We start from the raw sequence: 14427 nt of genomic DNA on the forward strand, positions 1-14427 counted from the left end.
TGCGCACCATCGACCGGGCAATTCGCTCATGTAACAAAGACCCAGAACACACCATAAGAATTTCAAAAAAACGGGTACGACCTCATGCCTCTGCAAAATCCAGCCCTGGCCACGCGCCCGGGCAACCCGCACGCCGGCATCGGCGACAAGATCCGCGGTGCCCTGGCCGTGGGTAAAACGCGCTGGGGCATGCTGGCCCTGGTGTTTTTTGCCACCACCCTGAATTACATCGACCGCGCCGCCCTGGGCGTGATGCAACCGATCCTGGCCAAAGAAATGAGCTGGACGGCGATGGACTACGCCAACATCAACTTCTGGTTCCAGGTCGGCTATGCCATCGGCTTTGTGCTGCAAGGTCGCCTGATCGACCGCGTAGGCGTCAAGCGCGTGTTCTTTTGCGCCGTGCTGCTGTGGAGCCTGGCCACCGGCGCCCACGGTCTGGCCACTTCGGCGGTGGGCTTTATGGTTTGCCGATTTATCCTCGGCCTGACCGAAGCCGCCAACTACCCCGCCTGCGTCAAGACCACACGTTTGTGGTTCCCGGCGGGAGAACGTGCGGTGGCCACCGGCATCTTCAACGCCGGCACCAACGTCGGCGCGATGATGACACCGATGCTGCTGCCGTTGATCCTGCACGTGTGGGGCTGGCAGGCGGCGTTCCTGTGCATGTCGGCACTCGGTGCGATCTGGCTGGTGTTCTGGGGGTTGAAGTACTACAACCCGGAAGACCACCCAAGCGTTAAACAATCGGAACTGGACTACGTGCAACAGGAAGTCGAGCCCGAACAGCCCCGCGTGCCGTTCAGCCGCATCCTGCGTATGCGTGGCACCTGGGCCTTCGCCATCGCCTACGCGCTGACTGCGCCGGTGTTCTGGTTCTACCTGTACTGGCTGCCGCCGTTTTTGAACCAGCAATACAACCTGGGCATCAACGTGACGCAGATGGGCATTCCGCTGATCATCATTTACCTGACCGCCGACTTCGGCAGCGTGGGAGGCGGGATTCTGTCGTCATTCCTGATCGGCCGCGGGATGAACTCGATCAAGGCGCGGCTCTTGTCGATGCTGCTGTTCGCCTGCTGCATCGTCGGTGTGATCATGGCGGCCGGCTCCAGCCAGCTGTGGGTCGCGGTGTTCGCCATCTCCCTTGCCATCGGCGCCCACCAGGCCTGGACCGCCAACATCTGGAGCCTGGTGATGGACTACACGCCCAAGCACATGATGAGCACGGTGTTCGGCTTCGGCGGCATGTGCGCGGCCATCGGCGGCATGTTCATGACCCAGATCGTCGGCCATATCCTCACGGTGACCAACAACAACTACACAGTGTTATTCACCCTGATCCCGGCGATGTACTTCATTGCGCTGACCTGGATGTACTTCATGGCACCGCGCAAGATTCCTACCGTCGACCTTTGACCTACCTGCGCCGCTGCTGCCAGGCAGCGGCCAACCCGCTCATGCAGATCACCCCGATACCCACCACCGTGGTTGTATCGGGGGTATGGCTGAACACCAGCCAGCCCAACAACCCCGCAAACACAATCTGGCAATAGCCAAACGGCGCCAGCAAGGCCGGCGCCGCAAAGCGGAACGCCTGGGTGAGCATCAGGTGTGCGGTCATCCCGCAGGTCCCCAGTGCCAGCATCAGCACGCCATGCCACAGGCTCGGCACCTGCCAGAAGAACGGCACCATGGCGCTCATGACCAGGGTATTGCACAGCCCGGCGAAGAAGTTGCTGGTGGTCGGCGTATCGAACTTACTGAGGATGCGCGTCAACAGTTGGTAAAAACAGAAGAACGTCGCCGAACACAACGGCAACAGCACCGCCGGCGTGAACAGTTCGCCGCCGGGATGGATGATTACCAACACCCCGATAAAGCCGCAGATCACCGCCAGCCACTGGCCGCGTGTCACATGTTCGCCCAACAGCGGCACCGACAGCGCTGTCACCAGGATCGGCGCGAGGAAGTTCACCGCCGTGGCTTCGGCCAATGGGATGTAGTGCAATGCGGCGGTGAAAAACAGGCTGGTGCCCAACAGGCACAAGGCACGTACCACCTGCATACCCGGGCGCTTGCTGCGCAGCACGCGCAAGCCTGATTGCGGCAGGAAGATCCCGGCCATCAGCAGGGTGTGCACCAGGTAGCGCGCCCACACCACCATCACAATGGGGTAGAACCCGGCCAGGTATTTGGACAAGGCGTCGTGGCTGGAGAACAGGAACGTCGCCACCACAATCAGCAGGATGCCTTTGAAGGGATGGTTGACGCCTGAGAGGGGGGTACTGACAGTCATGGAATTCTCTTGCTGGCGGGCTGAACGCGATGGTACTCAACCCGGTAATCTAGCAGCCGGGCCAGCGCCTGCTCCAAGAGCATAACCAAACAGCGGGCGAACAGCGCACTAAATCACTGGAATCGAGTCCAACCCTGCACGCTCGCCCAGGCGTTGCACACTTTTTAATCAAGGCCTTGCCGCTATGAAAAAAATCCTCTTTGTTCTGTCTGCCCTCGCCCTGCTTACCGCCTGCGATAAAGCCAAGGAAGCCCCCAAGCCGGCGCCGCCGTCTGTACAGGCGACCCTGGTGCCGCAAACGCCCCCCACCGATCAATGGGTCGGCAAATGGATCGGCGTCGAAGGCTTGCACCTGACCATCGCCAAGGACGACAGCATCGGCCGCGGCCACTACCTTCTGACCATGCAATACGGCCTCGACGCCGACGATGCCGGCACCTTCAAAGGTGAAGCGAACGAAGATGGCATCGCCTTCACCCGCCCCGACGGCCCGCAGCTGTTGCGCGCCGGAGACGGCGCCGCCACCGGCCTGAAATGGCTGGCGGATAAAAAAGACTGCCTGATCGTGACCACCGGCGAAGGCTATTGCCGTTAATACCGACCATAATCAATCACGGTTAGCACACAGAGGAATGCTCCCATGCTATGGAAAAAAGGCCGACGCAGCGACAACGTGGTGGATGCCCGCGATGACAGTGGCGGCGGCGGTGGCGGTATGCGCTTTGGCGGCGGCAAGGGCCTGAGCCTGACGGCCATTGTGCTGATCGTCGGCATTGGCTGGCTGACCGGCCAGGACCCGATGCAGATCCTCGGCCAGTTGACGGGGCAGATGGAGCAGGCGCCGTCGGTGAGTTCGCAATCGCGCCAGGCGCCACCGGCCAATGATGAGCACGCCGATTTTGTGCGCGCGGTGTTGGGTGATACCGAAGACACCTGGGGCCAGGTGTTCCAGGAAAACGGCCTGGCCTACAAGAACCCCAAGCTGGTGCTGTTCCGTGGCCGGGTGAACTCCGCCTGCGGTGGCGCCACCTCGGCCAGCGGCCCGTTCTATTGCCCGGCTGACCAGCAGGTCTACCTGGACCTGGATTTCTTCCGCGAAATGTCGCAACGCTTCCAGGCCGCCGGCGATTTCGCCCAGGCCTACGTGATCGCCCACGAAGTCGGGCATCACGTGCAAACCCTGCTCGGCATCTCGTCCAAGATCCAGGCGGCGCGCCAACAGGGTCGGCAGATGGAAGGCGATGGCGGCCTGCTGGTACGCCAGGAGCTGCAAGCCGACTGCTTTGCCGGGGTGTGGGCCAATCGGGCGCAAAAACGCCTGAACTGGCTGGAGCCCGGCGATATCGAAGAAGCCCTGAATGCAGCCAACGCCATTGGCGATGACCGCTTGCAGCAACAGGGCCAAGGGCGCGTGGTGCCGGACTCGTTTACCCACGGCACCTCCGCGCAACGGGTACGCTGGTTCAAGACCGGCTTCGCACAGGGCCAGATCACTCAATGCGATACCTTCGCGGCCAAGAGTCTCTAAATGATCAAACGATTGGGGTTGCTGCTGGGTGTGTTCGTGTCCTGCTGCACCCTGGCGGCTGAACACGGCGTCAAGGTGGTCAGCCCCGATCGCTTTCATCTGGAGGCCGGCGACCTCAGCCTCGGCGTAAGCCAGGACTGGCGCCAGCCGCTGCCCAAGGTCACACGTGCGCTGATCATCGTGCACGGCCGCCTGCGCAATGCGCAGACCTATCTGCAAAGCGGTATAGACGCCGCCACCCATGCCGGGGTTGGCGGCACTACGCTGGTGATCGCGCCGCAGTTTCTGAATCAATCGGACGTGAAGCGTAACCACCTGGGCAATCAGGTATTGCGTTGGAAGGGCAACGACTGGATGGCTGGCGAAGCTTCCACCGCGCCTGGGCAGGTCAGTTCTTATGGCGCTCTGGACCAGATCATCAAGCACCTGGGCAACCGCAAGCTGTTCCCGGCGCTGAAGGAAATCGTGATCGCCGGGCATTCCGGTGGCGGCCAGGTCGTCCAACGCTTCGCCCTCACCGGCCATGACCACCCGTTGCTGCAAACCGAAGGCATCAGCCTGCGGTACGTGGTGGCCAACCCATCGTCCTACGCCTACTTCAGCCCGCAGCGGCCGGTGCCGTTCGATACGGCCAGTTGCCCAAGCTTCAACGACTGGAAATACGGCATGCAAAAGCTGCCCGATTACGTGGGTGACCGAGGCGCCCAGCAACTGGAAAAAGCCTACGTCTCACGCAACATCACTTACCTGTTGGGCCAGCAGGACACCGACCCCAACCACCCGGCACTGGATAAAAGCTGCGAAGCCGAAACCCAGGGTGCGTATCGGCTGATTCGTGGGCACAACTACTTTGACTACCTCAAACTGCGCCATCCGCAGTTGAGTCACAAGCTGGTGGAAGTGCCGGGGGTGGGGCATGACGGGGATAAGATGTTTACCTCGCCAGAGGGAGAAAAGGTGCTGTTCACGCAGTAATCACTGACGAAACCCAATAAAAATGTGGGAGCTGGCTTGCCTGCGATGACGGACTGTCAGTTGACAGAGTGTCAGCTGACCCACCGCTATCGCAGGCAAGCCAGCTCCCACATTTGATCTCCGTCGCCTGGGTTAGATCATTCGGCGCAGCGCCGCACAATCCTCGGCATGCCAATCCGCCAACTCCGGCCACGGGTTATCCGGCAAGTTCACCAACACCGTCCTGGCCCCCGCCGCCCGGCCACAATCCAGGTCAAAGCGATAATCCCCCACCATCACCATCTCGCTCGGCGCTACCCCCCAGGCCGCCGCCAGTTTCAACAGGCCACCCGGATCAGGCTTGTGCGGCGCGTCATCCCGCCCCAGCACATCCTCAATGGCAAAGCAGTCCGCCAAGCCAATCGCATCCAGGGTGATATGGGCCAGCTCCCGCGCATTGCGGGTCAGGATGCCCAGGCGATAACCACGCCCGGCCAATTCCCTTACCAACTCAACGGCACCTTCGGCCGCGACCGAACCCAGCGCCAACTCGCGCTCATGCTCCAGCAACCAGGCATGTTTGGCTGCCGCAACATCCGCCGGCAATGCAGCCAGGTGCGTGAGGATGTCGTCCTCAGGCGCAATCTCCAACGCCACGCGAATGGCGGCAAAGTCATGCACTGCCACCGTCAGCGTGCCGTCCATGTCGAACACCCAATGTTTAACGTCTGACAGGCTCATGCCCAGTCCTTGCGATGGCGGATCAAGCCTTCCTGGGTCACCGATGCCACCAGTTGCCCGGCGCGGTTGTACACGCTGCCGCGGGAGAAACCCCGGGAGTTGCCGGCCCATGGGCTGTCCATGGCATACAGCAACCAGTCATCGGCGCGCAGGTCAGCGTGGAACCACAGCGCATGGTCGAGGCTAGCCACCTGCATGTCTTTCTGCCACACGGTCTTGCCATGGGGCAGCAACGAGGTGGTCAGCAAGCCGAAGTCCGAGGCATAGGCCAGCAGGTACTTATGCAGCGCCGGCGAATCCGCCAGGGCGCCGTCGGCACGAAACCACACGTACTTGACCGGGTCGGACGGCTGCGGGTTGAACGGGTCTTTTTCGGTGACCGGGCGCACTTCGATGGGCTTGGGGCACAGCAGCTTGTCGCGCATGTGCTCGGGGATCAGGTGCGCACGCTGTTGGGTCAGCTCCAGCTCCGACGGCAGATTCTCCGGGCCCACCACCACCGGCATGGTGGTCTGGTGCTCGAAGCCTGCTTCGTCGTACTGGAACGAGGTGGTACAGGTAAAGATCGGATGGCCCTTTTGAATCGCGGTGACACGGCGCGTGCTGAAGCTGCCGCCATCGCGCACACGGTCCACCGAATACACCACCGGCAACGCGGCATCGCCAGGGCGCAGGAAATAACCGTGCAGGGAATGCACATGCCGCGCTTCTTCTACGGTCTGGCTGGCCGCCGACAACGACTGACCCAGCACCTGGCCGCCGAACAACTGGCGAAAGCCCAGGTCCTGGCTACGGCCGCGAAAGAGGTTCTCCTCGATCGGCTCCAGGGTCAGCAAGTCCACCAGATCTTCCAATACTTGGCTCATAGAGCAACTCCTACAATCAATAGGGCATTCCGGGCTGCTTATCCGTGCAGCGTGTCCAACCATTGGGCGCGGGTGATGCGGTACAAAACATGCGGGCGCAGCGGGTCACCGGCTGCGACTTTGGGGTGTTCGAAATCTGCCTGCGGATCGTAATGCATACCGATGGCCTGCATGACTTTTTGTGAGGGCAGATTGGCTTCGGTGGTAAAGGCGACGACTTCGTCCAGCTGCAAGCGATCAAAGCCGCAGCGCAATGCCGTCCAGGCCGCCTCACTGGCATAGCCCAGGCCCCAATGCTCACGGGCCAGGCGCCAACCAATCTCCACCGCCGGGGTGAAGCCCGCTTCGAAGCTGACATTCGCAAGGCCCGTCACGCCGATAAATTCACCGGTGTCTTTGCGCTGCAACGCCCAGAAACCAAAGCCATATTCAGCGAAATGCCCGCGAATCCGGCCGATCAGCGCGGCGCTTTCCAAGTGGCTCAATTTAGCCGGAAAGTAGCGCATCACCTGCGAGTCAGCGCACATGCGCGCAAATTCCGGCAGGTCGCTGTCGCGCCATTGACGCAGCACCAGCCGTGCACTTTCCAATTCCAGTATCGGCTCCATGGGTCCCCCTGCCTTGCCATGTGCGTGAGTGTACAGCGCTGTTAAGATCCTTCGCAGGTTCCCGTCAGAAAATCCCATGCCCTTGCCATTGATCTACCACGAAGACTACAGCCCTGAGTTCCCGGCGGACCACCGCTTCCCCATGGACAAGTTTCGCCTGTTGCGTGACCACCTGGTGGACAGTGGCCTGACCCAGGACAGCCAATTGCTGCGCCCGCAGCTGTGCCCGGCAGACATCCTGGCCCTGGCCCATGAACCTGGGTATATCGAACGCTACATGGGCGGCGAACTGTCTCGCGAAGACCAGCGCCGCCTCGGCCTGCCCTGGAGCGAAGCCCTGGCGAGGCGCACCGTGCGTGCGGTGGGTGGCTCGATACTGGCGGCTGAACAGGCCCTCGAACATGGCCTGGCCTGCCATTTGGCCGGTGGTACCCACCATGCCCATTACGATTATCCGGCGGGATTCTGCATTTTCAACGACCTGGCAGTGATCAGCCGCTATCTGCTGGCCAGCGGCCGGGTCAATCGCGTGCTGATCTTCGATTGCGACGTGCACCAGGGCGATGGCACTGCACGCATCCTCCACGACACACCGGAGGCCATCACCGTGTCGCTGCACTGCGAAAAGAACTTCCCGGCACGCAAGGCCCAAAGCGACTGGGACATCCCGCTGCCCATGGGCATGGGCGATGCCGACTACCTCAAGGTAGTGGATGACGCGCTCAACTATTTGCTGCCGCTCTACCAGCCCGACCTGGTGCTGTACGACGCTGGCGTGGATGTACACAAGGACGACGCCCTCGGTTACCTCAAGCTGACAGACGCAGGCGTCGCCGCCCGCGATGAGAGCGTGATGCGCCACTGCCTGGGCCGCGACATACCGGTGATGGGCGTGATCGGCGGCGGTTACAGCAAAGACCGCCCCGCCCTCGCCCGTCGTCACGGCATCCTGCATCACAGCGCGCAACGGGTGTGGACGTCATCAGGCTGTCATTGAACTATGGGCGTTACCCACAATGCCTGTGGAACGGCCTGTGGATAACTTGAGCGTAAGCGGCTGCACGCGAGTGGCCGCATGGCCTGTAGGAAAGTGTACGTTTTTTGATCAGGCAGCGGCGTCGTGGTCGGGTAGAATGCTCGGCCTATTCACATCACCGTAGCCCTGCCCATGCCTCAGACTTCTGCCCACCACGTCTCCATTATCGGCGGTGGCCCTGCCGGGCTGATGGCTGCCGAAGTCTTGAGCCAAGCGGGCGTGCGGGTCGACCTGTACGACGGCATGCCTTCGGTGGGGCGCAAGTTCCTGCTGGCCGGTGTCGGCGGCATGAACATCACCCACTCCGAAGCCTACCCCGCGTTCCTGTCGCGCTATGCCGAACGCGCCCCGCACATGGCGCCGCTGTTGCGCAGCTTTGGCGCCGAGGCGTTGTGCGAATGGATCCATGGCCTGGGTATCCAGACCTTTGTCGGCACCTCCGGCCGCGTATTTCCTACCGATATGAAAGCCGCACCGCTGTTGCGCGCCTGGCTCAAGCGCCTGCGGGATCAAGGTGTGGTTATCCACACCCGGCATCGTTGGACCGGTTGGAATGCCGAGGGCGATTTACTTATCCACAGCCCGGACGGCGACAAAGTTGTCCACAGCGACGCGGTGTTGCTGGCCCTGGGCGGCGGCAGTTGGTCGCGCCTGGGCTCTGACGGTGCGTGGCTGAACCTGTTTGAAGGCAAAGGCCTGCCCTATGTGCGCCTGCAACCGAGCAACTGCGGGTTCGAAGTGTCGGCGTGGAGCGAGTTGATGGTCAGCAAATTCGCTGGCGCACCGTTGAAAAACGTTGCCATTGGCCTGGGGGATGACAAGCCTCGGCTGGGCGAATGCGTGATCACCGCCACCGGCATTGAAGGCAGTTTGATTTACGCCTTGTCGGCGCCGATTCGCGAAGCGATCAACCGCGACGGTTCGGCCAAGGTGCATATCGATTTGCTGCCGAGCAAGCCGCTGGACAAGGTGCAGGCCGCATTGGCCAAGCCCCGGGGTTCGCGGTCGATGAGCAAGCACTTGCACAGTCAGTTGGGGTTGGATGGCGTGAAAGCAGCCCTGCTGCGCGAGCTGACGCCCGCTGAACACTTCACCGATCCGGCGCAGTTGGCAGTGGATATCAAGGCGTTGCCGCTGACATTGGTGAGGACGCGGCCGATGGATGAGGCGATCAGCACAGCGGGGGGGGTGCCGTTTGAAGCGCTGGATGAGCGGTTGATGCTCAAACCATTGCCTGGAGTGTTTTGTGCGGGGGAAATGCTGGACTGGGAGGCGCCCACTGGTGGGTATTTGCTGACGGGGTGTTTTGCCAGTGGCAGAGCGGCTGGGCTGGGGATGTTGGAGTGGCTTAATCGCTGAGAGCCGCGCTGGATTCAAGGCCGCCATCGCAGGCAAGCCAGCTCCCACCTTTGACTGTATTCACAATTTAAAGGTGGGAGCTGGCTTGCCTGCGATGAGGCCATCAGCCACAGCGCAAAATCACTTCTTCTTACGCGGCCCGGTATTGAAAACCGGCACCTTGCGCACCGGCTTGATCGACGGCTCAGCCGGCGCCACGTCACCACTGTCCACCCACTTGCCCAGGTTGCGCTTGCCGCCACCACCGGACGTTTTAGGTTTCTTCGGTTTTTTCGGCTTCTTCACCACCTGCCCGCTGGCATCGGTATCCGGTACACGATGCTCCGGCTCGAAATCCGCTTCCATTTTGCGGGTAAGGGTCTGGCGGGTCAGCATCTCGATCGCCGAGAGCATGTTCACCTCATCAGCGCACACCAGGGAGATCGCCTCCCCAGTGTTGCCCGCACGCCCGGTACGGCCGATACGGTGGATGTAGTCCTCGGCCACGATCGGCAGGTCAAAGTTGACCACCAGCGGCAGGTCTTCGATATCCAGGCCACGGGCCGCCACATCAGTGGCCACCAGGATTTGCACCTCGCTGGCCTTGAAGCGGTCCAGTGCGCGTTGGCGGGTAGCCTGGGGCTTATCGCCATGGATGCCGTCGGCGTTGATGCCCAGGCCCTGCAACTTGTCCACCAGGGCGTCCACGCCGTTGCGGGTCTTGGCGAAAACCAATACCTGCTTCCAACGGCCCTTGCGCATCAGGTGCACAAACAGTTCAGGCTTGCGCTTCTTGTCCACCGGCACCACCCACTGCTTGACGGTGTTGGCAGCGACGTTGCGCGGGCTGACTTCGATGCTCAGCGGGTCGTTGAGCATCTGCCCAGCCAACAGGCGGATGTCATCGGAGAAGGTCGCAGAGAACAACAGGGTCTGGCGCTTTTTCGGCAACATGCGATAAATGTTGGCAAGCTCTTCGGAGAAGCCCAGGTCGAGCATACGGTCGGCTTCATCCAGCACCAGGGTTTGCAGCTGGTTGAGCTTCAGCGCGTTCTGGCGGAACAGGTCGATCAGGCGGCCAGGGGTGGCGACCAGAATGTCGACGCCTTTGCGCAGCTTCATCATCTGCGGGTTGATGCTTACCCCGCCGTATACCGCGTAGGTGGTCAGCGGCAGGTGCTGGGCATATTCAGCGACGCTGGCGTGAACCTGCTCGGCCAGTTCGCGAGTCGGGCACAGGATCAGCGCACGCGCCGAGTTGGCGGCGACTTTCGGCCCTTCCATGGTCAGCAGTTGCAGCAGCGGCAAGGCGAAACCTGCGGTCTTGCCGGTGCCGGTCTGGGCCGCGGCCATCAGGTCGCGACCGGCCAGCACCGCCGGAATGGCTTGCGCCTGCACCGGCGTCGGGGTCTGGTAGCCAAGCGTCTCAAGGGCGCGCAGCAAGGGTTCGATCAGGCCAAGGGTGGCGAAAGTCATGTAGTTACCGTAGGAAAAATTCAGCGCAAGGGCGTAATGCGCGGCAGTTTACCTTATTTCCGGCTTGGGCTTGCGCCACTGGGGCAGGCTGATCAGCAACACGGCGCTGATGATCACCAGCATCGCCAAGGCTTCTTCCAGGCCGATGGTCTCACCGACGAATACAATCCCCAGCAACACCGCCACAGCCGGGTTCACGTAGGCATAGCTGGTCGCCGCTGCCGGACGCACATGCTTGAGCAGATACATGTAGGCGTTAAAGGCGATGATCGAACCGAATACCGTCAAGTAGGCCAGGGCCAGCCAGCCTTCCAGCGGCGGCATGGCCTGCAGGTGCTCGCCCGACAGCGCGCTGACAATCAGCAGCGCCACGCCGGCCACGAGCATTTCTGCGGCACTGGCCATGGCGCCCTGGGGCAGTGGCAGGTGGCGGCTCCACACCGAGCCGAAAGCCCAGGAGGCCGCCGCAACCAACAGCAAAACTGCACCCGATGGGCTTGATTGCAAGGTACTGCCCATATTGAGCATGGCGATGCCGATGATGCCCAGGATCACCCCGGCCCATTCCAGCCGCGTATTACGCGCGCCCCAGAAAAACCCGCACAACAGGGTAAACAACGGCACGGTCGCCACGGCCAATGCCGCCACACCGGACGACACACCCATGTGTTCGGCCACGCTGACACCACCATTGCCCACCGTGAGCAACAAAATGCCGATCATCCCGGCGGCCTTCCACTGCGGCCAGCTCGGCGCCGGCACCCCGCGCCACCTGAGGAAGCCGTACATCAACGCGCCCGCCGTGCAAAACCGAATCCCCGCCAGCAACAGCGGCGGCCAGAACTCCACACCGATGCGGATCACCAGGTAAGTGGAACCCCAGATCACATACAACGCGAAAAAGGCGGCGATCAACGGTAAGGGAAAGCGACGTGGGCCAGGCATTGGGCGGCTCTAATGGCAGGAAAAGGGAGACTTATTCTAGAAACGAAGGTGGATAAACTTAAGTTACAAAACCTGTTTAAACCGCCCATACACTTTTCAAACCATGGTTATGAGGGCTATAACCCGTGCTTTCGAAAGCCACGCGCCACCGGAGCCTTACCATGGACAAATACGACCGCATGCTGCTCAGCGCCCTGCTTGAAGATGGCCGTGCTTCCTACGCGCAACTGGCGCGCACCGTGAACCTCTCCGCCCCCGCCGTGGCCGAACGCGTGGCCAAGCTTGAGGCTAGCGGAGTGATCACCGGGTACCAGGCCAAAGTGGATCTATCCAAAGTCGGTTTGCCGATTCAGTGCGTAATTGAACTGCGGCTGACCAATCACGGCAGCCAGAAGGTGTACGACGCCCTGGCGCAAATTCCCGAACTGACCGAATGCCACCGGGTCACGGGCGACCCGTGCGTGATCATGCAAGCGGCGGTAGGCACCATGCCGCAGCTGGAAGACCTGATTAATCGAGTGGCGAAGTTCGGGTTCAGCAAGACCTCGATTATTTTGTCCAGCGCCATAGAGCGGCGGGTGCCGTTGGGGCAGTTGGAAGCCAATGGGAAAAATGGTGGCTGACCTACCGCCATCGGGAGCAAGCCCCCTCCCACACTTGATCTGTGAACACCTTCAAAATGTGGGAGGGGGCTTGCTCCCGATGGCGTCATTAGCTTCATCGCAAGACCAATCTCTTTCATTTGCGGGACGTTTCCGAGAGAATCCCACGGCCTTGTTTCCGTCGGATTCGGTAGCTAGTCTCGCCCTGTCATCGAATGTTCGGTGACCGGACGTGCAAGTCCGATGGCAAGCAAGATCATAAATAAACCTGCAGCCGATATGCCTGTTATGGCGGCTGTGCGTGGGAGGCCTTCGGGCCTGCTGGGTTTGGATCCTTGCCCCGGTCTTGCACACCTACGCACAGTTGCCACCCTAATTCGCGTGCAAGCGAACGGTGTCGACTTCTTCCAGCAAGGAGTTTCACCATGGTCAAAAAAGTCACCCCCGATCCACCCAAGTCCAAAACCGACTTCCTCAGCGAAGACGCCCTGCTCCACCGTCGTGCCATCGACTACTACCTCAAGGCATCCGCCCCGGATGCGCCCATTTTTATCCTGAATGACAACCTGAGCTTCGAAGACGCCCTGGCCCATGCGGCGGATTTGTTGCATTGCGCGGTGGAGACGGCCCATGGGTCGGGAGAGGTGATGAAGGCGCCGCAGCGGGCGGTGATGCATTTGGTGGAGATGGCGAAGGGAGTGGTGGACCAGGCGTTGGCGTGCACACAGCCTCGATAGGCGCCGCATCACTAAATGTGGGAGGGGGCTTGCTCCCGATGGCGGTGTATCAGCCAGCTTATTTTTAGCTGACACACTGCTATCGGGAGCAAGCCCCCTCCCACATTTGGATCTTTGGTGTGCTTGAGAGGGTGGCTGGTTTAGAACCCGCGATGCTTTTTCAGGTGCTCATTGATTTTGGCGGCAGGTACTTTCTGCAAGGTGCATAACAGGTCATGGGACAGTTCGCGCAGGCCGTGGGTCTGGCGCAGTTGCTGGGCCAGGTGCGCCGTGAGGTTGGCGGCCATTTCCGCATCCGCCAGCGCCCGGTGAGCCTGGCCGGTGTGGGGCAGTTTGGCGTAGGCGTTGAGGGTGCCGAGCTTGTGGTTGGGCGCAGCCGGCATCAGGCGGCGGGCCAGCAGCAGGGAGCAGGCGAATTTCTGCAGGCGGGTGCGGCGGATCAGGCCGAGCTCATAGTCCCAGAACTTCTGGTCGAAGGCGGCGTTGTGCGCCATCAAGGGCGTGGTGCCGACGAACTCATTGACCTCGTTCATCACTCGCTCAGCCGGTGGCGCACCGCGCAGCATGGCGTTGCTGATGCCGGTGAGCTGTTCGATAAAGGCCGGTACGCGCACACCGGCGTTCATCAGGCTCTGGTAGCGGTCCACGATTTGACCGCGCTCGAGGATGACCACGCCAATCTCCGTGGCCCGGCATTGGCTGCTGGGGGTGATGCCGGTGGTTTCAAAGTCGATGACCGCTATACGTTCCAAACCTGCTCCAACTCCATTCAACAATCTATTTCTATTTGAGCAACAACGCGCCTTCGATCGGCACGTAGTGGCTGGCGGCGCGTATCAATGAGTTGGCCGTCAGCCCCGGCACGCCGTAGGCCACGGCCCGCACGCCATGCTTTTGGATGATGCGTTCGAGCAGCATGTCGAAATCGCCGTCACCGGAGGCCAGTACGATTTCGTCGACATGGTCGGCGGCGTCCATGATGTCGAGGGTGATGCCCACGTCCCAGTCGCCCTTGGCCGAGCCATCGCTGCGCTGGATATACGGCTTGAGTTTTACCGTAAAGCCCAGGTTGCGCAGGATCTGCTGGAATTGCTGCTGCTTGCTGTCGCCACGGTCGATGGCATACGCGTACGCCTCGACAATCTGCCCGCGAGCGCTGATGTCAGCCCACAGGGCGGCGTAGTTGAAGTGGCAGCCATAGGCTTGGCGCACGGTGTAGTAGAGGTTTTGTACATCGGCGAACACTGCAATTTTCTTCACCGCACTTCCTCTTGGACAGCCAGGCGCCAGCGCCCGG

General features: G+C 61.4%; 16 protein-coding genes. 8 read left to right on the forward strand and 8 right to left on the reverse strand.

All coding sequences use genetic code 11. The features are described from left to right. Nucleotides 1–84 precede the first annotated feature (84 nt). Complete coding sequence (locus TK42_RS18475) at nt 85–1419, forward strand: MFS transporter (protein WP_032879362.1); 1335 nt, start codon at nt 85–87, stop codon at nt 1417–1419. A 1-nt stretch (nt 1420) separates the two neighbouring features. Here TK42_RS18475 and TK42_RS18480 read toward each other — a convergent pair whose 3' ends face one another. After that, nucleotides 1421–2299: a DMT family transporter gene (locus TK42_RS18480; RefSeq protein WP_005791650.1), complete on the reverse strand. Its 879-nt coding sequence runs from the start codon at nt 2297–2299 to the stop codon at nt 1421–1423. Nucleotides 2300–2483: 184 nt separating this feature from the next. Between TK42_RS18480 and TK42_RS18485 the strand changes: the two genes are divergently transcribed. From TK42_RS18485 to TK42_RS18495, 3 genes are read left to right on the forward strand one after another with little or no spacing between them, the layout of a single operon-like run. Beyond that, nucleotides 2484–2894: a membrane lipoprotein lipid attachment site-containing protein gene (locus TK42_RS18485; RefSeq protein WP_005791651.1), complete on the forward strand. Its 411-nt coding sequence runs from the start codon at nt 2484–2486 to the stop codon at nt 2892–2894. Nucleotides 2895–2939: 45 nt separating this feature from the next. Further along, the gene (locus TK42_RS18490) at nt 2940–3827 is read left to right on the forward strand and encodes a neutral zinc metallopeptidase (protein WP_032879358.1); all 888 of its coding nucleotides are present in this window, start codon (nt 2940–2942) and stop codon (nt 3825–3827) included. Further along, entirely contained in the window at nt 3828–4802 is a 975-nt protein-coding gene (locus TK42_RS18495; RefSeq protein WP_103734835.1) for a hypothetical protein, read from the forward strand. It begins immediately after the preceding gene. Nucleotides 4803–4934: 132 nt separating this feature from the next. Here the strand turns inward: TK42_RS18495 and TK42_RS18500 are convergent, their stop codons facing one another. From TK42_RS18500 to TK42_RS18510, 3 genes are read right to left on the reverse strand one after another with little or no spacing between them, the layout of a single operon-like run. Further along, nucleotides 4935–5522, reverse strand: coding sequence for an HAD family hydrolase (locus tag TK42_RS18500; protein WP_032879354.1), 588 nt, complete (start codon nt 5520–5522; stop codon nt 4935–4937). Then, nucleotides 5519–6388, reverse strand: coding sequence for an acyl-CoA thioesterase II (gene tesB, locus TK42_RS18505; protein ID WP_005791655.1), 870 nt, complete (start codon nt 6386–6388; stop codon nt 5519–5521). The genes TK42_RS18500 and tesB overlap by 4 nt, the downstream gene beginning before the upstream one ends. Nucleotides 6389–6426: 38 nt before the next feature. After that, entirely contained in the window at nt 6427–6996 is a 570-nt protein-coding gene (locus TK42_RS18510) for a GNAT family N-acetyltransferase (protein WP_078822396.1), read from the reverse strand. A 76-nt stretch (nt 6997–7072) separates the two neighbouring features. Here TK42_RS18510 and TK42_RS18515 point away from each other — a divergent pair, with 76 nt between their 5' ends. Then, complete coding sequence (locus tag TK42_RS18515; RefSeq protein WP_005791657.1) at nt 7073–7993, forward strand: histone deacetylase; 921 nt, start codon at nt 7073–7075, stop codon at nt 7991–7993. Between the two features lie 171 nt (nt 7994–8164). After that, a complete protein-coding gene (locus TK42_RS18520) occupies nt 8165–9391 on the forward strand; it encodes a TIGR03862 family flavoprotein (RefSeq protein WP_103734836.1) in 1227 nt (408 codons plus the stop codon). 120 nt (nt 9392–9511) lie between these two features. Here the strand turns inward: TK42_RS18520 and TK42_RS18525 are convergent, their stop codons facing one another. Together TK42_RS18525 and yedA are read right to left on the reverse strand one after the other, a co-directional pair. Next, on the reverse strand, nt 9512–10846 hold the full coding sequence (locus TK42_RS18525) for a DEAD/DEAH box helicase (protein ID WP_103734837.1): 1335 nt from the start codon (nt 10844–10846) through the stop codon (nt 9512–9514). A 48-nt stretch (nt 10847–10894) separates the two neighbouring features. Beyond that, nucleotides 10895–11791 carry a drug/metabolite exporter YedA gene (gene yedA, locus TK42_RS18530; RefSeq protein WP_103734838.1) on the reverse strand — a complete coding sequence of 299 codons (897 nt, stop codon included), beginning with the start codon at nt 11789–11791 and terminating at the stop codon, nt 10895–10897. Nucleotides 11792–11952: 161 nt separating this feature from the next. Here yedA and TK42_RS18535 point away from each other — a divergent pair, with 161 nt between their 5' ends. Continuing rightward, on the forward strand, nt 11953–12414 hold the full coding sequence (locus tag TK42_RS18535) for an Lrp/AsnC family transcriptional regulator (RefSeq protein WP_005791661.1): 462 nt from the start codon (nt 11953–11955) through the stop codon (nt 12412–12414). Nucleotides 12415–12818: 404 nt separating this feature from the next. Then, on the forward strand, nt 12819–13130 hold the full coding sequence (locus TK42_RS18540) for a DUF3077 domain-containing protein (RefSeq protein ID WP_032879343.1): 312 nt from the start codon (nt 12819–12821) through the stop codon (nt 13128–13130). A 140-nt stretch (nt 13131–13270) separates the two neighbouring features. Here the strand turns inward: TK42_RS18540 and TK42_RS18545 are convergent, their stop codons facing one another. After that, on the reverse strand, nt 13271–13882 hold the full coding sequence (locus TK42_RS18545) for a PolC-type DNA polymerase III (RefSeq protein WP_032879341.1): 612 nt from the start codon (nt 13880–13882) through the stop codon (nt 13271–13273). 31 nt (nt 13883–13913) lie between these two features. Next, nucleotides 13914–14390, reverse strand: a complete 477-nt coding sequence (locus TK42_RS18550) for an NYN domain-containing protein (protein WP_005791666.1) — start codon at nt 14388–14390, stop codon at nt 13914–13916. Between the last annotated feature and the right edge of the window lie 37 nt (nt 14391–14427).

Source organism: Pseudomonas sp. GZJR-8 (assembly GCF_002916705.1).
Classification (GTDB): domain Bacteria; phylum Pseudomonadota; class Gammaproteobacteria; order Pseudomonadales; family Pseudomonadaceae; genus Aquipseudomonas; species Aquipseudomonas synxantha_A.

Excerpts from the sequence above, each read along its gene's own strand:
- TK42_RS18475 (WP_032879362.1), top strand. The coding sequence starts at position 85 with ATGCCTCTGCAAAATCCAGCCCTGGCCACGCGCCCGGGCAACCCGCAC.
- TK42_RS18480 (WP_005791650.1), bottom strand. The coding sequence starts at position 2,299 with ATGACTGTCAGTACCCCCCTCTCAGGCGTCAACCATCCCTTCAAAGGC.
- TK42_RS18485 (WP_005791651.1), top strand. The coding sequence starts at position 2,484 with ATGAAAAAAATCCTCTTTGTTCTGTCTGCCCTCGCCCTGCTTACCGCC.
- TK42_RS18490 (WP_032879358.1), top strand. The coding sequence starts at position 2,940 with ATGCTATGGAAAAAAGGCCGACGCAGCGACAACGTGGTGGATGCCCGC.
- TK42_RS18495 (WP_103734835.1), top strand. The coding sequence starts at position 3,828 with ATGATCAAACGATTGGGGTTGCTGCTGGGTGTGTTCGTGTCCTGCTGC.
- TK42_RS18500 (WP_032879354.1), bottom strand. The coding sequence starts at position 5,522 with ATGAGCCTGTCAGACGTTAAACATTGGGTGTTCGACATGGACGGCACG.
- tesB (WP_005791655.1), bottom strand. The coding sequence starts at position 6,388 with ATGAGCCAAGTATTGGAAGATCTGGTGGACTTGCTGACCCTGGAGCCG.
- TK42_RS18510 (WP_078822396.1), bottom strand. The coding sequence starts at position 6,996 with ATGGAGCCGATACTGGAATTGGAAAGTGCACGGCTGGTGCTGCGTCAA.
- TK42_RS18515 (WP_005791657.1), top strand. The coding sequence starts at position 7,073 with ATGCCCTTGCCATTGATCTACCACGAAGACTACAGCCCTGAGTTCCCG.
- TK42_RS18520 (WP_103734836.1), top strand. The coding sequence starts at position 8,165 with ATGCCTCAGACTTCTGCCCACCACGTCTCCATTATCGGCGGTGGCCCT.
- TK42_RS18525 (WP_103734837.1), bottom strand. The coding sequence starts at position 10,846 with ATGACTTTCGCCACCCTTGGCCTGATCGAACCCTTGCTGCGCGCCCTT.
- yedA (WP_103734838.1), bottom strand. The coding sequence starts at position 11,791 with ATGCCTGGCCCACGTCGCTTTCCCTTACCGTTGATCGCCGCCTTTTTC.
- TK42_RS18535 (WP_005791661.1), top strand. The coding sequence starts at position 11,953 with ATGGACAAATACGACCGCATGCTGCTCAGCGCCCTGCTTGAAGATGGC.
- TK42_RS18540 (WP_032879343.1), top strand. The coding sequence starts at position 12,819 with ATGGTCAAAAAAGTCACCCCCGATCCACCCAAGTCCAAAACCGACTTC.